General features: G+C 48.0%; 18 protein-coding genes. 17 read left to right on the top strand and 1 reads right to left on the bottom strand.

All coding sequences use genetic code 11. The features are described from left to right. Positions 1-6 precede the first annotated feature (6 nt). On the top strand, positions 7-483 hold the full coding sequence (locus ONT19_RS01030; RefSeq protein WP_264953408.1) for a hypothetical protein: 477 nt from the start codon (positions 7-9) through the stop codon (positions 481-483). 341 nt (positions 484-824) lie between these two features. On the opposite strand, the gene ONT19_RS01025 is transcribed toward ONT19_RS01030, so the two are convergent. Further along, on the bottom strand, positions 825-1,976 hold the full coding sequence (locus ONT19_RS01025) for an N-acetyltransferase (RefSeq protein ID WP_264898732.1): 1,152 nt from the start codon (positions 1,974-1,976) through the stop codon (positions 825-827). A 173-nt stretch (positions 1,977-2,149) separates the two neighbouring features. On the opposite strand from ONT19_RS01025, the gene ONT19_RS01020 reads away from it, so the two are divergent. The 16 genes from ONT19_RS01020 to ONT19_RS16275 all read left to right on the top strand — a co-directional run bounded on the left by ONT19_RS01020 (position 2,150) and on the right by ONT19_RS16275 (position 25,117). After that, positions 2,150-3,517: an MATE family efflux transporter gene (locus tag ONT19_RS01020; RefSeq protein ID WP_264953407.1), complete on the top strand. Its 1,368-nt coding sequence runs from the start codon at positions 2,150-2,152 to the stop codon at positions 3,515-3,517. Positions 3,518-3,566: 49 nt separating this feature from the next. After that, positions 3,567-8,030 (top strand): acyl-CoA dehydratase activase-related protein, encoded by a 4,464-nt coding sequence (locus ONT19_RS01015; RefSeq protein ID WP_264953406.1) that lies wholly within the window; start codon positions 3,567-3,569, stop codon positions 8,028-8,030. Positions 8,031-8,192: 162 nt separating this feature from the next. Then, a complete protein-coding gene (locus tag ONT19_RS01010) occupies positions 8,193-9,134 on the top strand; it encodes a serine O-acetyltransferase (protein ID WP_117694464.1) in 942 nt (313 codons plus the stop codon). Continuing rightward, positions 9,118-10,698, top strand: a complete 1,581-nt coding sequence (locus ONT19_RS01005; protein ID WP_153089037.1) for a THUMP domain-containing protein — start codon at positions 9,118-9,120, stop codon at positions 10,696-10,698. Before ONT19_RS01010 ends, ONT19_RS01005 begins: the two co-directional genes overlap by 17 nt. A gap of 125 nt (positions 10,699-10,823) precedes the next feature. After that, positions 10,824-13,067, top strand: coding sequence for a S9 family peptidase (locus tag ONT19_RS01000; RefSeq protein ID WP_264953430.1), 2,244 nt, complete (start codon positions 10,824-10,826; stop codon positions 13,065-13,067). Between the two features lie 75 nt (positions 13,068-13,142). Continuing rightward, complete coding sequence (gene purD, locus ONT19_RS00995; protein WP_117587961.1) at positions 13,143-14,411, top strand: phosphoribosylamine--glycine ligase; 1,269 nt, start codon at positions 13,143-13,145, stop codon at positions 14,409-14,411. Between the two features lie 125 nt (positions 14,412-14,536). Next, a complete protein-coding gene (locus ONT19_RS00990; RefSeq protein ID WP_147330138.1) occupies positions 14,537-15,484 on the top strand; it encodes a hypothetical protein in 948 nt (315 codons plus the stop codon). Further along, on the top strand, positions 15,481-15,933 hold the full coding sequence (locus tag ONT19_RS00985) for a YqaA family protein (protein ID WP_264953405.1): 453 nt from the start codon (positions 15,481-15,483) through the stop codon (positions 15,931-15,933). The genes ONT19_RS00990 and ONT19_RS00985 overlap by 4 nt, the downstream gene beginning before the upstream one ends. A gap of 53 nt (positions 15,934-15,986) precedes the next feature. Continuing rightward, on the top strand, positions 15,987-16,892 hold the full coding sequence (locus ONT19_RS00980) for a metal ABC transporter solute-binding protein, Zn/Mn family (RefSeq protein WP_264953404.1): 906 nt from the start codon (positions 15,987-15,989) through the stop codon (positions 16,890-16,892). Between the two features lie 26 nt (positions 16,893-16,918). After that, on the top strand, positions 16,919-17,635 hold the full coding sequence (locus tag ONT19_RS00975; protein ID WP_144152841.1) for a metal ABC transporter ATP-binding protein: 717 nt from the start codon (positions 16,919-16,921) through the stop codon (positions 17,633-17,635). A 167-nt stretch (positions 17,636-17,802) separates the two neighbouring features. Then, positions 17,803-21,237, top strand: coding sequence for a glycosyltransferase family 117 protein (locus tag ONT19_RS00970; protein WP_264953403.1), 3,435 nt, complete (start codon positions 17,803-17,805; stop codon positions 21,235-21,237). A 74-nt stretch (positions 21,238-21,311) separates the two neighbouring features. Beyond that, entirely contained in the window at positions 21,312-21,923 is a 612-nt protein-coding gene (locus ONT19_RS00965; RefSeq protein WP_006847742.1) for a polysaccharide deacetylase family protein, read from the top strand. Between the two features lie 48 nt (positions 21,924-21,971). Then, the gene (locus tag ONT19_RS00960) at positions 21,972-22,715 is read left to right on the top strand and encodes a hypothetical protein (protein ID WP_022120806.1); all 744 of its coding nucleotides are present in this window, start codon (positions 21,972-21,974) and stop codon (positions 22,713-22,715) included. Positions 22,716-23,191: 476 nt separating this feature from the next. Next, positions 23,192-23,476 (top strand): hypothetical protein, encoded by a 285-nt coding sequence (locus tag ONT19_RS00955; protein WP_118153728.1) that lies wholly within the window; start codon positions 23,192-23,194, stop codon positions 23,474-23,476. A gap of 628 nt (positions 23,477-24,104) precedes the next feature. After that, a complete protein-coding gene (locus ONT19_RS00950) occupies positions 24,105-24,860 on the top strand; it encodes an Abi family protein (RefSeq protein WP_264953429.1) in 756 nt (251 codons plus the stop codon). A gap of 89 nt (positions 24,861-24,949) precedes the next feature. Next, on the top strand, positions 24,950-25,117 hold the full coding sequence (locus ONT19_RS16275) for a topoisomerase DNA-binding C4 zinc finger domain-containing protein (protein ID WP_118153756.1): 168 nt from the start codon (positions 24,950-24,952) through the stop codon (positions 25,115-25,117). Positions 25,118-25,319: the final 202 nt, after the last annotated feature.

Raw genomic sequence — 25,319 nt, 5'->3', positions numbered from 1 at the left:
TTTGACATGGAACAGAAAGAAAGAGAATCAGATAATATCGAGTTGAGAAGTGAGAAGGTGAGGAACGTGATAGGCAAGGTTCCTCCTCGCCTCGTCAGCTTGGGGACTATAATCATTACCATCATAGTCCTCGCCCTCGCAGTCGCTTTCTATAAGATACCTTATCCTATATCCATAGAGGCTAATGGTGAGGTTCTCAATCAAAGAACAGTGCAAGTGTTTGTACCATATAAGTATTTGCATCTTTTCGATGAGCCAAGGACAGCTCATGTTTCTTTCGAGGGCAACGACAATGCATCTTATAACTGCAACATCATAAGCCATAATGCCAAACTCATACATAGAGAAGATGGCAACTATTTTATGGCTATAGCCACAGTGAGCACACAGGGACAAAATACTCCTATACTGCAAAAGTATATGAAAGCTGATGTCAGAATCATTGTCAGCAATAAAACGTTATGGCAGCAGGTGTTCGGATAGTCTATGTCCGAACACCTGCTGTTTATTTTAGGATGTATATTGTGTTGCTAAGCATCAGATTTTATGCAAAAGTTCTAATTTCCATAAAATTCCTCTTGTAAATCATTGGATATTTAGAAAAATATCGTATCTTTGTCCCCGAATTAAGGCGTTCTTTGCATATTGCAAAATACAGAAACGAGCAGAAGTCCGCTCGTTTCCATATTGTTACCTATATAATATAGGCAAACGACCAACTTCTTGATTTTCAATCAAAGTCCAATTTAGAGCGAGTTACATTTATTAACTTTTTAGCCCATTTTCTATCTTTTTTACCGCTAAACGGCTCAAAACAGAGACTTTTAAATCTTCTTCTTATAGCAGCGATGACGGCGATGCTGTTCGCTCTCCAGATACTGCCACTGGCTCTGAACACCGGTATTGGTCTCCATCTGCGGCATTGCTTCAGCCCATTTAAAGCCATAACGGCGATACTGCTCTATCAGATCGGCAAAAATAAGCGCGTTGGCTCCCTTCTTGCGATATTCCGGAAGAACACCAATCAAGAGCAAATCTACCGTATCCGTCTTGTGCCACTTCAGAACCTTCAGCACCTTCAGCCAACCCGTAGGGAAAAGCTTGCCATCGCCTATCTCACGCAGCGCATCGGTAAACGAAGGGAAGGAAACACCGAAGGCTACCAGCTTGTTGCCAACGTTGCCATCTACCACACCCGTTACCAGGTTCAAGTCAGCCTTCTTGATATAAGTATTTACATATTCATCTATCTGCTTCTCCGTAAGCTGCTGGAAATCATAGAGATTCTTATAAGTTTCGTTCACTATTTCGAACACCTTCCTACCCATTCCTCCCGAGGTCAGTTCCCGGCGGGTGAACTTATGAACATGCAGATTATATCGGCTCTCTATCATCTGGGCTGTCTTGGCAAACTTAGCCGGCGTCACTTCCGGAATTCTGATGCGGTACTCCAGCCAGTCGTTATCCTTCTCATAGAGCGGATAACTCTCCAGATGCGTCTTATAATAAGGATAATTGTAATTGATATACATCGTAGACTTCCGGTCGAAACCCTCGATGAGCAAGCCTTCACGGTCCATATCCGTAAATCCGAGCGGACCTACGCATTCGTTCATTCCCCTGCTCTTGCCCCAGCTTTCTACTGCGCGCAACAAGGCACAGGAAACCGCAACATTATCCACGAAATCAAACCAGCCGAAGCGAACCTGCTTCTTGTTCCACTGTTCGTTGGCACGATGGTTGATAATGGCAGCAATTCTACCTACGATACGAGCCTCGCTGTCAACCGCCAGAAAGTATTGTGCCTCGCAGAATTCGAAGGCAGGATTCTTCTTTGGGTCCAGCGTATTCATCTCGTCGAAACGCAAAAAGGGAATGGCAAACTTATGGTCTCTGTAGAGATCATAATGAAACTGAATGAAGGTTTTCAGCCCTTTTTTAGTCGTTATCGGTATGATTCTTATCTCATCATTCATTAGTATATTGTTTTATGTATATATATTCAATTGCGGCACAAAAATACAATAAATTTATGAATAATGCAACTCTTTTCTTATAAATTTATAAAAGTTGGTTCATAATTGTCCAACTTTGTGGATATTTATGTACCTTTGCAGGTCGAAATGCCCCAAAAGAGCATCATAAAGTTATGAAGAAAGAGAAAAGAGACAACTATACGTTCCTCACTCATGCCCCTGTGCATCATGTGATTTTTACGATGGCCATACCAACGATTATCAGTATGCTGTCGACGAGCATGTACAACCTCGCCGACACCTATTTCGTGGGCAGCATCAACACGCAGAGTGTGGCAGCGGTAGGCGTTGCCTTTGCAGCAATGGCTGTGATTCAGGCGATTGGTTTTTTCTTCGGTCACGGAGCAGGCAATTATGTTTCGCGACAGTTGGGCGCCAAGCATACGGAAGAGGCACAGAAGATGGCAACAACGGGCTTTGTGCTGAGTTTTCTTACCGGTCTCCTCATCGCCATTCTAGGTCATCTTTTCCTCACTCCGCTCTGCCTTCTGATGGGTTCTACGCCCACCATTCTTCCTTATACAGAGCGTTATCTGGGCATTATCCTGCTGGGTGCTCCCTTTATGACCACCTCGCTTACGCTGAATAACCTGATGCGCTTCCAGGGCAATGCGATGTATGCGATGAAGGGCATCATGTCGGGGGTGCTGCTCAATCTGATTCTGGCTCCTCTGCTCATTCTCTACTTCCAGCTGGGCATTACCGGAGCCGCCGTAGCCACCCTCATCAGCCAGTGTTTCGGCTGCGCCATGCTCTTCTGGATGACGCATAAAGGCGAGAACATCCGCATCCGTCTCAGCAATTTCACCCCTACCCGCGCCTTTGCCAAGGAGATTATCTTCGGCGGAACCCCTTCGCTGTCAAGACAGGGACTGGGAAGTATTGCTACGCTGATGCTCAATGTGGCAGCAGGTGCGTTTGGCGATGCAGCCATTGCGGGCATGAGCATCGTTACCCGCATCTCCTTCTTCACCTATGCGATGGTCATCGGTCTGGGTCAGGGATTCCAGCCGCTCTGCGGATTCTGCTACGGAGCCAAACTCTATGGGCGCGTAAAGGAAGCCTTCTTTTTCTGCATCAAATGCGGCACGGTTTTCCTCAGCGTCTGTGCCCTTCTCGGCTTCATCTTCTCAACATCCATCATCAGCATCTTCCGCGATGATGCAGCGGTTGTAGCCGTAGGTTCGGTGGCTTTGCGATGGCAGGTGCTCAGTTTTCCGCTCGTAGCCAGTATCGTGCTCACCAACATGCTGATGCAGACCATCCGTAAACCGGTGAGAGCCAACATCGTAGCGGCAGCACGCAGCGGACTTTTCTTCATTCCGCTCATCTTCATCCTCCCCTATTTCTTCGGACTGCTGGGCGTTGAGATGTGTCAGATGTGGGCAGATTGCTGCTCGTTTGCCGTTGCGGTTCCGATAGCCTGGAGCGCTTTCAGGGATATGAGAAGAGAGCAGATGGAACTTGGGAAAAGCCACTAGAAGATAAGAAGATACTAGAAGATAAAAGAAAACACTTGAGATAAGAGAAATGGAGAAGACTTATTACATAGGACTGGACGTTGGCTCTACGACAGCCAAAATAGCCGTTATCGACAGCGATAATCGGGTAATTTACTCAAAATACGAACGCCACAACGCTCGTGTCAACGAACTTGTGTCACAATATTTCGATGAGATTTTAGCCCTCACGGGCGATGCAGAGGCAAGAATCTGCGTAACGGGAAGCGTAGGAATGGCTACTGCCGAACAGCTCCAGGCGGAGTTTGTACAGGAGGTGGTGGCTGCATCGGTCTATGCCCGTACGGCTCATCCTGAGGCGAAGGCGCTCATCGATATTGGTGGCGAGGACGCGAAGGTTATCTTCTTCAAGGAAAACGGAAATATGGAACTGCGCATGAACGGCAACTGCGCCGGCGGAACGGGCGCTTTCATCGACCAGATGAGTGTGCTGATGGGCGTAGAGAACCAGAAGATGAGCGAGTTGGCGATGAAGGCAGAGCACGTTTATCCGATGGCTGCCCGCTGCGGCGTGTTTGCCAAGACCGACATCCAGAACCTGATGGCGCGCAATCTGCCCGAAGCCGATATTGCAGCCAGCATCTTCCATTCCATCGCCGTACAGACGGTGGTTACGCTTTCTCACGGCATCAGTTTCGAGGCTCCTATCCTGCTCTGCGGCGGTCCGCTTACCTTTCTTCCGGCTCTCCGCAAGGCTTTCTGCGATTATCTCCATCTCTCTCCAAACGACTTCATCGTATCAGGAAACAGCAATCTCATTCCGGCTCTGGGCTGTGCTTATCGGGCTAAATCGGCAGATTCTGCTGCCTCAGTATCTGTTCTCAGAAGCCGGATGAAAAAAGAAATACAAACGGAATGGACCAGCAGTCTGCTGCCTCTGTTCAAGAATGAGAAAGAGCACCAGGAATGGCTCAAATCTAAGGCGAAATTCGCTACGGAAACCAAACCGCTGAATAAAGGAAAACAGCAGGTTGTGATTGGTATTGACTCGGGCTCTACTACGACGAAGATTGTTGCGGTAAGGGTGAATGCGGAGACGCCTACGGGAGATATTGTCTTTACCAATTACCGCCTGAATCTGGGAAATCCGATCAAGGCTGTAGCGGATGGACTGAACGCCCTGAAGCAGGAAGCTGCATTGCGAGGCGCTGAACTGGAAATCGTAGGCTCCTGCTCTACAGGTTACGGCGAAGAACTTATCAAGGCGGCTTTCGGCCTCGATAGCGGCATTATCGAAACAATGGCGCACGAAAGAGCGGCTGCCTCACTCATGCCTGACGTGAGTTTTATCCTGGACATCGGCGGACAGGACATGAAGGCTATCTTCGTGGAGAAAGGGGCTGTGGTGCGCATGGAACTCAACGAGGCGTGCAGTTCGGGCTGCGGAACATTCATCCAGACCTTTGCCAACAATATGGGTTATTCTGTAGGCGATTTTGCTCAACTCGCCTGCCAGTCGAAGGCTCCCTGCGACCTGGGAACCCGCTGCACCGTCTTCATGAACTCGAAGGTAAAACAGGTGCTCAGAGAGGGCGCTTCTGTAGCTGATATTTCTGCCGGAATCTCTTATTCGGTCATCAAGAACTGTCTTTATAAGGTATTGAAACTCCATGGTAATGAGAACCTTGGAGGCAAAATCGTTGTGCAGGGTGGTACAATGAGAAACGATGCGGTGGTAAGAGCATTTGAGTTGCTCACCCATACCGAAGTGGCACGAAGCAACATGCCTGAACTGATGGGCGCCTACGGCTGTGCCCTTCATGCAGCGGCAGATTACAAGCATCGCACATCTGGAGAAGACGAGCACCCTGCCTCATCAAGATCCATCGATGATCTCCAGAATCTGGCTCATTATGAAACCAAACAGCTGCAATGCAAAGGCTGCGAAAACCATTGTTATGTTTCCCGCTACACCTTTGCCGGCGGTAACCGATTCTACTCCGGAAACAAGTGCGAGCGTGTGTTCAACAACAAGGGAGTAAACGGGATAAAAGGCAAAAATATCTACGAATACAAATACAGTTTACTATTTGATAGAGAGGTAGTTAACCCACCTGCTACGGCGTTTCGCGGTACATGGGTAGGCATTCCTCGCATCCTCAACATGTACGAGGAATATCCGTTCTGGAATGCGCTGCTCCGGGCAGCCGGATTGGGCGTGATTCTCTCTTCCGATTCCACTTTCAGCCAGTATGAAGGAGCCTTGAATACGGTGATGAGCGACAATATCTGCTTCCCGGCTAAACTGGCTCACAGTCATCTGAAGGAACTCAACGAGAACCCGAAGGTTGACCGCATCCTCATGCCATACGTGGTTTATGAGCATAATGACGACCCGAAGAATACGCTGAACAGCTTCAACTGTCCGGTCGTTTCGGGCTACAGCGATGTCATCAAGTCGGTCATCAATCTGAAGAAACCGATCGATACGCCCGTCATCAACTTTGCCCAGCCTAAGGCGCTGGAAAAGCAGATTACCGATTATCTCAAGCAACTGGGAGTAAGCAAGAAGACTGCCCATAAAGCGCTGAGAGAGGCCCTCTATGCTCAGGCAGTATATGCTGCCGAAATCAAGAAACAGGGCTGGGAGATTCTGAAAAATGAAGAAACAGTGGCTCTTAAGCCAAACAAGGGACTTACGATTCTGCTGGCAGGCCGTCCTTATCATACTGACCCGCTGATTCAGCACAAGCTGAGCGAGATGATAGCCAATCTGGGAGTCAACGTCATCAGCGAAGACATCGCCCGGGGTAATCTCTTTGCAGATTTCAAAGACTTCAATCTGGAGGACCTGGCGACAGAAAGAAATGAGGCAGCTTTAGCCAGCCAAGACAACAACGAAGCATACAACTGTCAGCCAGAGACTTATCTCGTGAAGCAATGGGCGTATATGAACCGTATTCTGAAGGCAGCACAATGGGTAGCCGAACAGGGCGATGAGGTTCATTTCGTCCAGATGACCAGTTTCGGCTGCGGTCCTGACAGTTTTATCCAGGACGAGATTCGCGACATCATGAAGCGCCACAACAAGCCTTTCACGCTGCTGAAGATAGATGACGTGAGCAATATCGGCTCCCTGAAGCTCCGTGTCCGCTCGCTGATAGAAAGCCTGAAGGGAGTAAAGGAAGTGAAGAGTGAAGAACGAAGAGTGAAAAATTCAACAGCTGAAGAAATTCAACATTCAACACTCAACATTCAACATTTACAGCAGACCAAGGTATTCACCAGGCAGGATATTCATCGCAAGATTCTCGCTCCTTTCATGACCGAATACCTCACCCCTATCATTCCACCTATCCTGAAACTGATAGGCTATGATGTAAAGGTACTTCCGATGAGCAATGAGGTAAGCGCCGAACTCGGCTTGAAGTTTGCCAACAACGAAGTCTGTTATCCGGCAACACTCATCGTCGGCGACATCATCAAAGCCTTGAAATCAGGCAGATACGACCTGAATAATACGGCAGTAGTGATGAGTCAGACGGGCGGCCAATGTCGCGCAACCAACTACGCCGGCCTCATCAAACGTGCGATGATTTCCAATGGATTCCAGGACATTCCGCTGCTCACGCTCGGTGTAACAGCCTCAACAGGCGAAGCATCAGGCTCAACAGACGACAAGCAAGACTACAACGAGCAGGACGGCTTCAATGTGCCTTGGCTGAAATACAGTCAGATTATCGTTACCGCCATTTTCTATGGCGATGCAATCAACGAAATGTACAACGCCTGCATCGTAAGAGAGCGTAAACCGGGCATTGCCAGAGAGTTGCGCGATAAATACATGCAGCTGATAGACGGACCTATCGCCCAGAATTCAGCCAAAGGACTCATCCGACTCCTGGAACAGGCAGCCGAAGAATTCAACCAGATGACCCTCGACAGAACGTTGCCGAAGGTAGGAATCGTAGGCGAAATCTTCCTGAAGTTCAATCCTTTCGCCCACCAGTTCCTGGAGCAGAACATCATTTCGCGCGGCATTGAGGTGGTTCCGCCTCTGCTTGCCCCTTTCTTCCTGCAGGAATTTGTGAATGTAGAGATACAGAAACACATGCGGCTGAGTTGCACCAAAGTGCCCGATTTCATCATCAAGGGCGCTTATCAGGCGCTGATAGGCAGAAGATTGCGCCAGGTAAACAAGGCAGCCGGCAAGTTCCGCTACTTCCGTCCGTTCACCAATATCTATGATGATGCGAAGGACGTACAGGGACTGGTTTCGCTCGCAGCCCAGTTTGGAGAAGGCTGGCTTCTGCCTGCCGACATCGTAGGTTACATCCGTGATGGCGTGAACAACATCATCTCGCTCCAGCCTTTCGGCTGCATCGCCAACCACGTGATTTCCAAGGGCATCGAGAAACGTCTCCACGACCGGTTCCCTACACTCAACCTCGTATCGCTCGACTTCGATTCCGGTGTTTCAGAGGTAAACGTCACCAACCGACTGCTCCTCTTCCTGGACAGCATCGCAAAATAAGACAAGCCAGACCCATGTACGGTAAAACGCCGTATATGGGTCTTTCCATTTTTCATCCCCCAAAAAATCACTCTAAAAAATACAAAAAACCATAGCTATTTCTTTGTCATTCAAGAAAATAATCGTATCTTTGCACTCAAATTTTATTGAGACATTAAGAAAATGAGTAAAGATACATTAACTCATCAGCTGACAGAGACCATCGAGGAGCTTTCGAGCGCCGAATCTTTGAAGGGTCTCTTCCATCAGCATCGAGACGGGAATCCACTTCCTTCGGGCAAGGCGCTCGAAGAAATCATCAGTTTGTCCCGTTCTATCCTCTTTCCGGGATATTTCGGCAATTCTTCGGTAAATATCTCAACCATCAAATATCACATTGGAGTAAGAGTAGAGAAACTCTATGAGATGCTGTCAGAGCAGATCCTCGCCGGTCTCTGCTTCGCCAACGACTGCGAAACGGAAACCCAGGCTGAACTGCAGCACCAGCGTGCCAAGGCAGGCGTGATTGCAGCCAAGGCAATCATGGAATTCCCGAGACTTCGCAAGATTCTGGCTACCGATGTAGAGGCTGCCTACGAGGGCGACCCGGCTGCCATGAGCCACGGAGAAATCATCTCCTGCTACCCGGTCATCAAAGCGATTACCAACTACCGCATAGCCCACGTACTGCACGAACTGGGAGTGCCGCTCATTCCGAGAATGATGACTGAACTGGCTCATTCGGAAACCGGTATTGATATTAACCCAGAGGCTACCATCGGCAAGCACTTCACCATCGACCACGGTACGGGTGTGGTGATTGGAGCTACCTGCATCATCGGCGACAATGTGAAACTCTACCAGGGTGTAACCCTCGGAGCCAAGAGTTTCCCTCTCGATAAGGACGGCAACCCTATCAAGGGAATCCCCCGCCACCCTATCCTCGAAAATGATGTCATCGTCTACGCCAATGCCACCATCCTCGGTCGCATCACCATCGGAGAAGGCTGCGTAGTGGGAGCCAACGTATGGGTTACCAAGGATATGAAACCGAAAACAAAGAAATATAAAAAAGAAAAACAAAGTTTATTAGATATAGAATTCAATAATGGAACAGGAATTTGAACTCATTGCCAAGACCTTCATGGGCCTCGAGCCTGTCTTGGCTGAAGAGCTCACCCAGTTGGGTGCCAATAATGTACAGATTGGTCGCCGCATGGTGTCTTTCACAGGCGACAAGGAAATGATGTATCGTGCTAACTTCCAGTTGCACACAGCCATCCGTATCTTAAAGCCTATCAAGCACTTCAAGGCTAGAAGCGCTGAAGAGGTGTATGATCAGATTCAGAAGATCAAGTGGGATGACATCTTAGACGTGAAGAAGACTTTCTCTGTTGACTCAGTAGTCTACTCAGAGGAGTTCCGCAACTCACGCTTCGTAACCTACAAGGTAAAGGATGCGATTGTTGACTGGTTCCGCGAGAAGCAGGGTACACGTCCAAATATCAGCGTATCTAACCCGGATATCCGTCTCAACATCCACATTGCAGAAGACAATGCCACCTTGAGTCTCGATTCGAGTGGTGAGAGTCTGCACCGCCGTGGCTACCGCCAGGAGCAGGTAGAGGCTCCTCTGAACGAGGTTCTCGCTGCAGGTATGATTCTGATGACCGGCTGGAAGGGCGAATGCGATTTCATCGACCCGATGTGTGGTTCAGGTACCATCGCCATCGAAGCTGCCCTCATCGCCCGCAACATCTCTCCAGGTGTATTCCGCAAGGAGTTTGCCTTCGAGAAGTGGAACGATTTCGACCAGGATCTCTTCGATACGATTTATAACGACGACTCTCAGGAGCGCGAGTTTGAGCACCATATCTATGGCTACGATGTTGACATGAAGGCTGTAAACACAGCTAATCTCAACGTTCGTGCTGCCGGTCTTAGCAAGGACATCACCATCTCACAGGCTGATTTCAAGGACTTCACCCAGCCAGCAGAGAAGAGCATCATCGTGATGAACCCTCCATACGGCGAGCGCATCTCTACCCCTAACCTCCTGAACACCTACAAGATGATCGGTGAGCGTTTCAAGAAGGCTTTTGCCGGCAACGAGGCTTGGGTATTGAGTTACCGCGAGGAGTGCTTCGAGCAGATTGGTCTGAAACCATCTATCAAGATTCCTGTATTCAACGGAAGCTTGGAGTGCGAATTCCGCAAGTATGTGATGTTCGACGGCAAGATGAAGGACTTCCGTTCTGAAGGCGGTATTGTGAAGACAGAGCGCGAGAAGAGCGAGATGGCTCAGAAGCACCGTTTCAAGAAGGAGCGTGAATTCAAGAAGCGTGTTAGCGAGGAGACTGAAAACGAGGAGGACGATATCCGTTCTTTCAAGTTCCATACTCACCGTCTGGAAGACTTCGAGAAGAAGCGTGCTGAGTTCCATAAGGGCGGCCGTTCACGTATCGGTGGCGGTCGACGCAATGATGACGACGATGACAAGCGTGGAAGCCGTAGCTTCAAGGGCGACCGCAAAGGTGGTCGTGACTTCGGTGGCAAGCGCGACGGAAAGCGTTTCGAGAAAGGCGACAAGCGTGGTGGCTTCAAAGGCGACAAACGTGGTGGCCGTGATTTCGGAGGCAAGCGCGGAGGCAAGAAGAACTTCAGCGTTGACTTCGACGACGAGGATTAAAGAGACATACTACCCATACGTCGTGTTTCACGACGCATGGGTGGTAAACCCGATAAAGTAAAGTAAAGAATATAATGAATCTGAAGAATTCAATTTATAAATTATCTTTTGCTGCTATGATTATGATGGCTATGAATGCAACCGACTTACAGGCTCAGGGCGTGGTTCCTGCTCAGAAAGGCGAGAAAACCTTTACATTGGAAGACCTGAACTTCGGCGGCAACAACTATCGTAACATGGTGGCTAAGAACCGCTGGTGCACCTGGTGGGGCAATGAACTCGTTCGCCAGGATGTGGATGCCTGCTATCTCGTCAACAAGACGACAGGCAAGGAGACCAGACTCTTCGGCATCAATGACATCAACCAGTGGATTGCTCCTACCAAGGACATCAAGGTAAGAGCCCTCTACAATGCTCTCTTCCCTTTTGCAGGCAAGAGCATCGTGATGGTAAGCAACGGCAGCAAGACTTATACCATAGACTTCAAGAAGCATAAGCTGCTGAGCGAGATGGAGTTTGCTGACGGCGAGAACCTCCTGGAGGCCAACGCCCAGCAGAACGCCTTTGCCTATCTGAAGGGCAGCAACCTCTATGTGCGTACCTTCGATGTAACCAGCAACGCCCTGACAAAAGAAAAGAAATCTCACGATTTCCAGCTCTCAAAGGACGGAAGCCGCGAAATTGTTTATGGACAGAGTGTTCACCGCGATGAGTTCGGTATCAGCAAGGGAACCTTCTGGAGTCCGAACGGCGAACTGCTCGCCTTCTATCGCATGGACCAGAGTATGGTAACCGACTATCCGCAGGTCGACATCCCGGAAATCGGTTTCAATCATCCTGAAACACAGAGTTGCATTGCTACTCCTGCCCCAGACAAGTATCCGATGACTGGCGAGACTTCACACAAGGTAACCGTAGGCGTGTTCGACTGCATGACCGGCAAGACCATCTATCTGAAGGCTGGCGATCCAACCGACCGCTACTTCACCAACATCGCATGGAGTCCGAACAGCAAGACCATCTATATGTTCGAACTGAACCGCGACCAGAACGACTGCCGTCTGACTGCCTACAATGCAGAAACCGGCGAGAAGACAGGCGAACTCTATCGCGAGACCGATGAGAAATATGTAGAACCATGTCATCCTATCCAGTTCCTGCCTTGGGACAGCAGCAGTTTCATCATGCAGACCCGCAAGGATGGTTACAACCATCTCTACATCTGCACCCTGGGCAAGCACGGAAGCCGTATGGCAAGCAATACAGAATCACTTGAAATCAAGCAGTTGACTTCCGGCAAATGGGAAGTGATGGAAGTGCTCGGTTTCAACAGCAAGCGCAAGAGTATCATCATCGCATCCAACGAGAAATCGCCTATCCAGAGAAACATCTTTGCCGTAGATACAAAAACCGGCAAGCGTACGCTGGTAGATGATTGCGGCAAGGGATGGCACAGCGCCACTTTGAGCGAGAACGGACAGTATGTCTTCGACAACTACTCTACTCCTACCGTTCCTCGCAAGATTGCCCTCGTGAATACCGAGAACGGCAAGCGCACCGCTTACTTCACTGCCGAGAACCCTTGGAAGGGCTACAATGTGCCTGAGTACAGCTGCGGTACTATCAAGGCTGCCGATGGCGAAACAGACCTCTACTGGAGAATGGTGAAGCCGGTAAACTTCGATCCAAACAAGAAGTATCCTACCATTATATATGTATATGGTGGACCTCATGCCCACAACGTAGATGCCCGCTGGAACTACTCTAGCCGTGGTTGGGAAACCTACATGGCAGAAAAGGGCTATCTGCTCTTCATCCTCGACAACCGTGGAAGCGAGAACCGTGGCAAGGCTTTCGAGCAGGCTACCTTCCGCCAACTCGGACAGATTGAGATGCAAGACCAGATGAAGGGTGTGGAATATCTGAAGACGCTTCCTTACATAGATGCTGACAAGATTGGCGTTCACGGCTGGAGCTTCGGCGGATTCATGACTATCTCGCTGATGACCAACCACCCTGATGTGTTCAAGGTAGGCGTAGCAGGCGGTCCGGTAATCGACTGGCACTGGTACGAGGTGATGTATGGCGAGCGCTATATGGACACCCCACAGACCAACCCAGAGGGTTACAGGAAGACCTCTCTGCTCTATCAGGCAAAGAACCTGAAGGGCAAGCTGCAGATTATCCAGGGCTTGAACGATGTGACCGTAGTGCCACAGCACTGCCTCACCTTCCTCAAGGCTTGCATCGCAGCAGGCACCCAGCCAGACTTCTTCGTCTATCCTGGCGAGCCTCACAACATGAGAGGTCATCAGAGCACTCATCTGCATGAGCGCATCAGCAATTATTTCTTCGATTATCTCAAGTAAATATCTAGGAGTAAACATCCCCCCGAAAAGGGGAGTTTACTTCTACATCAAATAACAAACAATAACTTACAGCAAATGAAAATTTTATTGTTAGGAGGCGGTGGCCGCGAGCACGCCTTAGCATGGAAAATCGCTCAGAGCGAGAAGTGTGAGAAACTCTTCATCGCTCCAGGTAATGCCGGTACTCAGAATGTCGGCGAGAACGTAGATATCAAGGCAGACGACTTTGAGGCGCTCAAGAACTTCACAGTAGAGAATGGCGTTGATATGGTGGTAGTTGGTCCGGAAGACCCATTGGTAAAGGGTGTTTACGATGACTTCAAGAACGATCCTCGCACCCAGAACATCCCTGTCATCGGTCCATCAAAGGCTGGCGCCGTATTGGAAGGCAGCAAGGACTTCGCCAAGAAGTTCATGAAGCGCCACAACATCCCTACTGCCCAGTATGAGACTTTCGACGGCGAGCACGTAGAGGAAGGCTTGAAATTCCTGGAGACGCTGAAGGCTCCTTATGTATTGAAGGCTGACGGTTTGTGCGCCGGTAAGGGCGTTCTCATCCTCCCTACCCTGGAAGAGGCTAAGAAGGAGTTCAAGGAGATGCTCGGCGGTATGTTCGGCAACGCTTCTGCACGCGTAGTCATCGAGGAATTCCTCAGTGGCATTGAGTGCTCTGTATTCGTATTGACCGATGGCAAGAACTACAAGATTCTGCCTGAGGCTAAGGATTACAAACGCATCGGCGAGCACGATACCGGTCTGAACACTGGTGGTATGGGTAGCGTTACCCCTGTACCATTCGCTACCAAGGAGTGGATGCAGAAGGTTGACGAGCGCATCATCCGTCCTACTGTAGAAGGACTTGCTGAGGAGAACATCGACTATAAGGGATTCATCTTCTTCGGTCTGATCAACGTTGAAGGCGAGCCTATGGTCATCGAGTACAACTGCCGTATGGGTGACCCTGAGACAGAGAGCGTGATGCTCCGCCTGAAGAGCGACATCGTGGATCTCTTCGAAGGTGTAGCAGCAGGCGACTTGGACAAGCGCAGCATCGAGTTTGATGAGCGTGCAGCAGTCTGCGTGATGCTCGTAAGCGGCGGTTATCCAGAGGCTTACAAGAAGGGTTATCCTATCCAGGGCATCGACGATGTAGAAGGTTCGGTAGTATTCCACTCCGGTACAGCCATGAAGGATGGTCAGGTAGTAACCAACGGTGGTCGTGTCATCTGCGTAAGCAGCTACGGCAAGGACAAGGAAGAAGCCTTGAAGAAGAGCTTTGCCGAGGCACAGAAGATCCAGTTCACCGACAAGTACTTCCGTTCTGATATCGGACAGGACCTTTAGTTTTTTAATGTTGAATGTTGAATGTTGAATGTTGAATTGCCTAACGGACTCAAGGGCGCTAGCCTAATTCAACATTCAACACTTAACATTCAACATTCAACATTCAACATTCAACATTGAATTAGATGTTAAGAAAGAAAACTTTTCAAAATAAAGTAGCGGCTAGCCGCTACTCTTTACCTATTACTGCAACCCTTGCCACGCTGGTTTGGGTTGCAGTAGGTTTATTGGTATCCAATATCTGGGTAGAATTTGCTTTCACAGCCATGTCTACCCTGCTGATGGTGGAACTGAACAACCGTAATGCCCTGATGCGTACCTACAGCCGAATGGTATCTTGCAGTTTTCTGGCATTAATGACGATGGCAGGACTCCCTCAACTCTCTTTAAAAAGCAGTATTGTGACGATGTGTTTCATCGCCTTTTATCTCATTATCTGGAATTGCTATCAGGATAAACGCTCTACAGGCTGGACTTTCTACGCCTTTGCCTGCATCGGTCTGGCATCGATGGTTTTCGTGCAGATAGGCTATTTCATGCCTATCCTATGGATCATGATGATGGTGTTTACCCTCTCGTTTAGCGTAAAGACATTCTTTGCATCCCTGGTAGGTCTCATCGTGCCCTATTGGTTTGCAGCCGGTTATTTCTTCTATACCGACAACATACAGGGGCTGGCTGACCACTTCTGCGAATTCATCAACTACAGCGAACTCTTTGATTATTCGCAGGTTACCGACCATCAGGTACTGAACCTGAGTTTCGTTACCCTGCTCACCATCATCGGTTCCATCCACTTCATACGCACCAGCTACGGCGACAAGATACGCACCCGCATGATCTACGAAACGTTTATCATGATATCGGTTGCCTGCATCATCTTCATCGTCCTCCAGCCTCGACATATACAGGAACTGGGCGGCATCCTGATTGTGAATACAGCACCGCTTATCGCCCATTTCATCACATTCACCAGAGGTAAGTTTACCAACATCTCCTTCATCCTGCTGCTCATCATGCTGGTACTTATCATGGCTTACAACATACTCGTACCAGAGAGCATATTACTATGAGTTGGATAATAGATTTCTTAATGAGCTGGGGCTACTGGGGCATGCTGGTATCAGCCTTCCTTGCCGGCAGTTTCGTTCCCTTCAGCAGCGAGGTGGTGATGTCGGGCTTACAGGCTGCCGGACTGGAACCTATCCAGCTCGTACTGTATGGAAGCATCGGCAATGTGCTCGGTTCTATGTTCAACTATGGCGTAGGACGGATGGGCAAGTTGGAATGGATAGAGAAATATCTGCATGTAAAGAAAGAGAGTCTTGACAAGGCTCAGCATTTCATGGCCGACAGAGGAGCCTGGATGGGATTCTTCGCCTTCCTGCCCCTGTTGGGAAGTGCCATCACCATCGTTTTGGGACTGACGAGAGCCAACATCGTGATTTCTGTCATCAGCATCACCATCGGAAAGATGTTGAGATATGTTCTGCTGGTTTACGGACTGAGTTTCATCTTTTAAGTCAGCATCATAAGAAAGAAAACAAAGAATTGATTCATATAGATTGACTGCTTATGAGAAAGTATTTATACCTTATTATATTATGTGTGGTTTTCACGGGCTGTAAAGGCAGCCAGCAGAAAGGTAACACAGCAGAAAGTAACGGAAAGGAATCTGTCGCCAACAGCGATGGCAAACCTGCTGTTACCGTAACTATCCCTCCCTACAAGTTTTTCGTTAATAAGATTGCCGGAGATAAGGTGGATGTCAACGTGATGGTATCCAACGGCAACAATCCAGAAACTTACGAGCCTTATGCCCAGCAGATGATGGAACTCTCCAGGAGTGCCCTCTATCTGAAAGTGGGCTGCATCGGTTTCGAACAGACCTGGATGAAGAAGCTGCAGGACAACGCTCCTGACATGAAGGTGATAGATACCTCCACAGGCATCACGCCCGCCAAGACACCAGGCGGCAATACCGACCCGCATGTATGGATGAGTTGCAAAAACGCCCGCATCATCTCCGGCAACATCTTCAAGGCACTCTGCCAATTGGAACCGGAAAACAAGACTTTCTTCCAGAAAAACTATCAGCTGCTGCTCAGCAGCATCGACAGGCAGGACAGCATCATCAGAAAGAGTTTCAAGGATAATCCGGAGATGGTTCGCAAGTTCGTCATCTATCACCCTATCCTCACCTACTTCGCCCGTGATTACCAGTTGGAGCAGCTTGCCATCGAGGAAGAAGGCAGGGAGCCAAGCGCCGCCCAGCTCAAGAGTCTCATCGAAAGAGCCAGAAAGGAAAAAATCAGATACTGTCTCATACAGGCTGAATTTGCCAACCGCAACACCACGACATTCATCAAGGAAAGCCAAACAAAGGCGATGGATATCAACCCATTGCAGGCAGATTGGGCCAATGCGATGAAAGAAGTATCTCTGGCGGTACAGGGCAAGAAAATTGTGGTAGGAAAATAAAGAACAACAACTAATCATAAAGTTCTATGTTCAAAGTTCAAAGTTCAAAGTTAATAGAGATAGAGCATCTTTCGGCTGGTTACGAAGGCAAGGAGGTGCTCCACGACATCAACCTCACCGTCTACAAAGACGATTATCTTGGCATCATTGGTCCCAATGGTGGTGGCAAGACAACCCTCATGCGCCTCATCCTGGGACTGATGAAACCCACAGACGGCAGCATCCGCTTTTATAAAGACGGGGAGGAAGTAAGGGAAATCAGCATGGGATATCTGCCCCAATACAATCATCTCGACAAACAGTTCCCTATCTCCGTTTATGAAGTGGTACTCTCAGGACTCAGCAAGACCAAAAGTCTCTTTTCGAGATACACACAGGCACAGCACCAGCAGGTTCTCGACTGTCTGGAACAGATGCAGCTCACAGAGTTGAAAGACCGCCATATCGCAGCCTTGAGCGGCGGGCAACTTCAGCGAGTACTCCTCGCCCGCGCCATTGTTTCCAAACCCGATGTAGTAATACTGGATGAGCCCAACACCTATATCGACCGCCGCTCCCAGAAGCAGATGTACGAGATGCTGGAACAGATCAACCGGGAGTGCGCCATTATCATCGTAAGTCATGATGTAGCCGAAGTGCTCAATAACGTAAAGCACATCGCCTGCGTAAATCATCATCTCCACTACCACGATACGGCAGATATGCCGAGAGAGAAACTGGAAGAGCATTTCTTAAATGTATAGGCTTATTATATAATAATGCCTAAAAAACAGGTGCAAAAATCCATATTATCTCATCTTTTTATTATCTTTGCAACTGAAATGTGCCTTCCTAGAAAGGCACAGAGAAAGCACTCAGAAACAGAGAAAGCATTCAGAAAGAAATATAATACATTAAAGTTTAAACAATAATGAAACAGTACAGATTAGTGGACAATATCTTCGGATGGGTCGCATTCATCATTGCGGCGTTCACTTATTGTTCCACAATTGAACCGACAGCCAGTTTCTGGGACTGTCCTGAGTTTATTACGACTGCTTACAAGCAGGAGATCGGTCACCCACCAGGGGCACCATTCTTCACGCTTTTAGGCAATTTCTTCACACATTTCGCCAGCGACACTACCCAGGTAGCCAAGATGGTAAATACGATGAGCGCCCTGCTGAGCGCCGTCTGTATCATGTTCCTCTTCTGGACCATCACCCACCTGGCTCGCCGACTCGTCATCAGCGACTGGAAAGAACTGACCACCAGTAAGCTGATTGCCATCGAGGCATCCGGTATGGTAGGCGCACTCATCTACACCTTCAGCGATACCTTCTGGTTCTCAGCTGTCGAGGGTGAGGTTTATGCGTTCTCTTCTGCCTTTACCGCTGTGGTATTCTGGCTCATTCTGAAGTGGGAAGACCATGCTGACGAGCCTCATAGCGACCGTTGGCTTGTGCTCATCGCCTATATGACCGGTTTGAGTATCGGTGTCCACCTGCTCAACCTGCTCTGTATTCCAGCCATCGTATTGGTTTATTACTACAAGAAGGTGCCACATGCCAACCTCAAGGGCTCGATTCTGGCGCTGTTCCTTTCATTCCTCGTAGTGGTAGCCGTACTGTATGGTGTGGTTCCAGGTATCATCACCGTAGGCGGCTGGTTCGAGCTGTTCTTTGTCAACACCCTCGGCTGTCCGTTCAATACCGGTGAAATCGTATACATCATCTGTCTCGTAGCCTCAGTTATCTGGGGTATCTACGAGACCTGTAACGCATCAGAGAAGAACGAGAAGAAGCAGAATATCGCCTTCGTTCTCGGCTTCGGCATGCTCGGCATCCCATTCTACGGATATGGCTGGACAGCTGCCATCACCGGCATCATCGTGCTGGTTATCCTCTGGTTCGTACTCGGCTACAAGCGCAAGCAGGAAGTAGTAACAGGCGTTGATGAATCTACAGGCATCGCCAAGAAGAAGATGCAGCTTCTGCCGCTCATCTCTGCACGCGTCAAGAATACAGCCTTGCTCTGCATGCTGATGCTGATGATTGGTTATTCCAGCTACGCACTTATCGTGATCCGTTCTTCTGCTAACCCTCCTATGGACCAGAACTCTCCTGAGGACATCTTTACCCTGGGAAGTTATCTGAGCCGCGACCAGTATGGTGACCGTCCTCTGTTCTATGGACAGGCTTATACATCACAGGTAGCCCTCGAAGTAGACGGCAACATGTGCAAGCCTGTCATGAAGGAAGGCGCACCGGTTTACCAGCGCAAGGAGAAGGCTTCGGCTGATGAGAAGGACTCTTACTTCGTAGTAAGTCACAAGAATCAGTATATCTATGCCCAGAACATGCTCTTCCCTCGTATGTACAGTTCGGCTCATGCCCAGGCATACGAAGACTGGATGGGCGGTGTAGAAGGCACAGAGATTCCTTACGACCGCTGCGGAGAGAGTATGATGGTAAAGATGCCGTCACAGTTTGACAACATCCGCTTCTTCCTTTCCTATCAGTGCAACTTCATGTACTGGCGCTACTTCATGTGGAACTTTGCCGGCCGTCAGAACGACATCCAGGGCAATGGTGAGCCAGAGCACGGAAACTGGATTACCGGTTTCTCATTCATCGATGATTCACTCTATGGCGACCAGAGCAAATTGCCAGACGACCTGAAGGAGAACAAGGGACACAATGTATTCTATTGCATGCCGCTGATTCTCGGTCTCGTCGGACTTTTCTGGCAGGCTTGGTATACCCGCAAGAAGAAGGTAATGAAGAACGGCAAGGAAGAGGAAGTACTCCTCCCTATCGGAATCCAGCAGTTCTGGATTGTATTCTTCCTGTTCTTCATGACAGGTCTTGCCATCGTCATCTACCTGAATCAGACACCGATGCAGCCACGTGAGCGTGACTATGCTTATGCCGGCTCATTCTATGCATACGCTATCTGGTGCGGTCTCGGCGTACTCGCCATCATCGACATTCTGAAGCGCAAGATGAAGCTCAGCGGTACTGCCGTAACAGCCATTGTAGCAGTCATCACACTTCTCGTACCTATCCAGATGGCATCACAGACCTGGGATGATCACGACCGCTCAAACCGTTACACCTGCCGTGACTTCGGTCAGAACTACCTGATGTCGCTCCAGGAGAAGGGCAACCCTATCATCTTTACCAATGGTGATAACGATACCTTCCCACTCTGGTACAACCAGGAGGTAGAAGGCGTAGGAACTGATGCCCGTGTATGTAACCTGAGCTACCTGCAGACCGACTGGTATATCGACCAGATGAGGCGTCCTGCATACAACTCACCATCTGTGCCAATCACCTGGCCACGTCTCGACTACTGTTCAGGTACCAACGAATATGTATCTGTTGAGCCTGAGGCAAAGAAGCAGATTCTCGACTTCTACAAGCAGGATCCAGAGAATGCCAAGAAGCAGTTTGGTGCCGAACCGTTCGAGCTCAAGAACATCCTGAAGAACTGGGTACGCAGCAAGAACCCTGACATGCACTTCATCCCTACGGATACCCTCTATGTCACCATCGACAAGGAAGCTGTAAAGAAGAGCGGCATGATGATGGCATCAGATTCTATTCCAGACAAGATGGTCATCTCGCTTGCCGGCAAGAGCGCACTCTACAAGAACGACCTCATGATGCTCGAAATGCTGGCACAGTGCAACTGGACCCGTCCGCTCTACGTAGCACTCACCGTAGGCGAAGAGAACTATATGAACCTCGGTGACAACTTCGTACAGGAGGGACTTGTGAACCGTATCACTCCGTTCACCACCAACAAGCCAGGTGCCAAGAACTTCGATACAGAGAAGGCTTATCACAACATCATGACCCGATTCAAGTTCGGCAACCTGAAGCAGAAGGGACTCTACATCGACGAGACAACCATGCGTATGTGTTATACCCACCGTCGCCTGCTCGCCCAGACAGCCCTCCAGCTCATCGCCGAAGGCAAGAAACAGAAGGCTATTAACATTCTGAAGAAGGCTGATACCGAGATTCCTGCCTACAATGTTACGCTCGACTACATGAGCGGTGGCTTGGATATGGCTCGCGGCTGGCTGATGACCGGTCAGAAAACCAAGGGCAAGGAATATATAGAAGCGGTATGGAAGAATGCTTCACAATACCTCAACTACTATCTCTCGCTGCCAAACGACCGTTTCCTCCAGGCAGAGCACGACTGCATCCGTCAGATCATGATCATGCAGAGCATCTGCGAGGCTGCCGGAATGGTGAGTCCACAGTTGGAGCAGAAGTATGAGAAGCAGCTCAACAACCTCTACCGTCTCTATCATGGCAGAGGTGGCAGAATGCCGGAAGGCAATCAGTAAAAAAATAGAAAAAAGTTTGGTGTCGCGAAACGCGACACCAAACTTTTCATTATTCATATAAACCTGTTTTATCCATGTTCATAGAGCAACCAGCCAAATGGCTCAGATGGTTATACCCAAAAGCCATCTGGAGAATGGACAAGAAAGACCATTCTGTCTATCTTACATTTGATGACGGTCCGATTCCAGAATCAACTCCATTCATCTTAGAGACCCTGAGAAAGTACAATATCAAGGCTACTTTCTTTATGGTAGGCGAGAATGTATTGCGCCATCATGACCTCTACAACCAGATTGTGGCAGAGGGTCATCAGGTAGGCAATCATACATTCAATCATATCGGTGCCTTCAAGCACCGCGTCATCTCCTACGTGCTCAACACCAATAAGGCGAACGATATCATCCATGCCCATCTCTTCCGTCCACCTCACGGCTGGATGCGACCAAGTGAGTATTGGTGGCTGCACCGCACTTACAAGGTCATCATGTGGGACGTGGTGACGCGCGACTATTCCAAATGGATGACGGCAGAAGATGTGGTGAACAATGTGAAGCGATATGCCCGCAATGGCAGCATCATCACCTTCCACGACTCGCTGAAGAGCATTGAAAAGCTGAAGACGGCGCTCCCTCAGGCCATAGAATGGCTCATGGAACAGGGGTATGAATTTAAGACTTTTGAATAAGAAGCTGTTATTCCCAAACAGGAACAGCCCAATAAACACAGACAAGAAATGAGCAAAAGAATCAACAGTTATCAGGCAGTAGCTGCATTTGTAAGAGGTTTTTTCGAAGCTTACGCACGTGGCATCATCGATGCTACCATCGAAGGCAATGACTTCAGCAAGAAGAACGACCCGAAACAGATTAAGCAGATGATGCTGGAGCACTATGGCGAGGTAAACCAATACTTCTTCGACATCATGTTCTCTACCCTCGTACGCCTCAACTACAAGACTGCCGAGGAAGCCAACGAGCGCATGAAGAAGAACTTCGACAGCATGAAACAGGCTGACCCGACCTTTGAGCCAACCATGCTCGACTACCTGCGCATAGCCTGCAAATCGAACCAGCTTTACAAGGCGATGGAGTCTGAATACAAGCGTAACTTCACCTGGCTTCTGCAAGGCAAGTTTACCACTCTTGAAGAGCATGTACGCGATTACACCCACGGCATTCTGATCAGTCTTGCCGACGAGCCGATGGCCATCCATCTCCTGGTCCGCATCATCGTAAAGGCATACGCAGCCGGACTGAAATGTGGTAGCAAGGAGGGCGAACAGCACCAGCTCCACATGCCTACCCTTCACGGCATGTTGCTGAACAATGTCAACATCCTGCTCAACGAGACTCCGCTCAAGAGCAGCACCGAAGATCCTGTTGCCCTCTTCAAGGAGGCATGCAAGAATGAAGAAGAAAACATCAACGTTCTTTTCAACACATTAAACGATGCGATGAAAGAACTGGCAGAAGAATAAGAGAAAAGCATCATTGATGACGAGCACAGCACCAGATTCGAGAACCTTATCTATCGTGCCCTGCCAAGTGGCTTGATTACAGAATCCAAGGCTCATGAAAAGGGTTTGATAGAAGGCCGTGCACTACACTATACTACATCGCTAAAAGTTGCCAAAATGACTAAGCAGACAGGACACTATACAAAAGAAAATGGTCTTGCAGAAAATAGTATCCAAAAGTTATTGTTGCAATTGGCTCATAATGCAGGAAGTACGGGATTCAAACGTTAAGACGTTTATGAGGGACTACAACATGTTTTTCCATCAAGTTTAACTCTGGACGAAAAGAATCCGAATAATCGGATACCATTTCATCTTTCTTATATTTTTCGCGCACTTATAAACATTTTCTCAATTTTTATCAGAAAACTCTTGCAGGTATGAAAATAAAATTGTAACTTTGCTGATGCAATAGAAATATTAATAACATTGGGATTATGAAGCAGGTAGAAGAAAGATATATCAGTTTTGAAGCCAGCAAGATGGCATATCGTGATATCAAGAATTCGATTGATACCGCCAAGCGAGAAGGTAAAGAAGAGGGCCTGGCTGAAGGCATGGAGAAGGGGCTGGCTGAAGGCATGAAAAAAGGCATGGAGAAGGGCATGAACAAGCGAAGCCTTGAGATTGCCAGAAAGATGCTGGCAAATGGTATGGATGCTGCCACGGTGATGGAAATAACAGGATTGTCGGAGAGTCAGTTACAGCAGCTGAAAGGATAAGCTATTCAAAAGTGTACGAGTTCGTACACAATTTGAATTGGACACATATTAGGTGACTGTTGTCTGTGGTTTTTAATATTGATATCAATGTTCTGAGCCCATAGCTCATGTAGACGGTACCGCTTCCTGCGCTGTATCAGAAACCATGGTCATCGCAAAATTCGGTGATAATGCCATCAAGGTTGCCGTAAAATAAACTTCGTAGATTCTAAAATATAAAGAGTTTGGTGCCCAGGAATTGGTGCGTCAAACTCTTTTTTGAATGGTAATTCCCATTTCTTCTTTCTTGTTTTGTAAGCAGAACATGGTTTTACAGCTCGTTTTTATACTATTAAACATAAATATTCACTTTTGCGAGATTTTTCTTGCGGAAAATTTTGTGATTTCAATAATTATTCGTATCTTTGCAGCGTCAGTCCTCGCCAAGCCTCTTAACAATGCTCAAATCGTGCGAGGCGTTTTTATTTATACACATTTGAATATGGCAAATCTTGTACCTTTTACAAAACGATTTGAATCTTCAGAAAATCTCGTTAATTTGCTTGAATCACGAGGTTTACAGATTTATGATAGGAACAAAGCCATACAGTACATTGACAATATTGGTTATTACAGATTGTCTGCTTATATGTATCCTTTGTTGAAGATGCCCAAGACAGCACATTTATACAAGGAAGGTTCATCCTTCAAGAAAGTGATGATGCTTTATCGTTTTGATAAGAAACTGAGACTACTCATGTTCAATGAGATAGAAAAGATTGAAATTGCTATCAGACGGGCAGTAATGCAAATAACAGCAGATATGACGGGCAATCCTTTTTGGCTTACTGACTCTTCTTATTTCTTGGATAGTTCCAGATTTAATGAAACAATGCGGGCTATATCCAAGGAATACAGCAAATCCAAGGAGGAGTTTGTTCTTCATTTCAAGCGAACCTATTCTGAGCCATATCCACCATCGTGGATTTTAGGCGAGTTGCTTACTATTGGAAATGTCAATGCTATTTATCGTAACATCAAACAAAATCGCATACGCAAACGCATAGCTAAACGTTTTGGTTTGCCTATCAATGTGTTTGAGTCATGGCTTACAGTTATTGCTGTTACTCGAAATGCCTGTGGTCATCATTCAAGAGTATGGAACAAACAGAATGCTATTCAGCCAGCGATTCCAAATAGTCCTGAAAGAGAATGGATAACGCTACCAACAGATTCCATGCGTGCTTACTTCGATCTGTGCATCATCAAGTACTTTCTTAATGTTATATCCCCCAATAATGATATGCAATCTAAAATAACATGGTTGTTCATTCGGTTTCCCGAAATTGACTTAAAAGCTCTCGGCTTTCCGCAGGGATGGCAAATGGAACCATTATGGAGGTAATTTCAAGTAAAATAGTCTTTTTGCCCCGATATATAAAACTATAGGCTTATGGTACATGTCGGTATTACACATTAGCAGATAAGGAAGAAATTAGACAGCACAAGCAGAATGTTAAAGATAGGCAATATAGAGCAAAGAGTTTAATAAGGCAAGGTGTTTGCCCACAATGTGGTGGTCAGTTAGTTTTACGCAATGGAAGATATGGCTCTTTTTATGGGTGTTCGAACTTTCCTAAATGCAAGTTTACACTAAATTAATGAGTGGGTAGTATATTAAGTTACACCCTCTTATGCTGTTTCCGAGTCTTTGGTTATCGCCAAGGTGGGTAAGGATTCTATCAAGATGGCGATGAAATAAGGATTGTGCATCGCTCTGCACCTACCGTAAATTTATAAAAGTAAGGGGAAGAAGGCGAGTAACGTAAATTGCTCACTTTTTCCCCTATTTTGTATACTTTTC

This window comes from Segatella copri, from assembly GCF_026015625.1.
Taxonomy (GTDB): Bacteria; Bacteroidota; Bacteroidia; order Bacteroidales; family Bacteroidaceae; genus Prevotella; species Prevotella copri_H.
The sequence above is the reverse complement of the archived record's forward strand: the minus strand, read 5'-3'. Positions and strand labels throughout refer to the sequence as shown.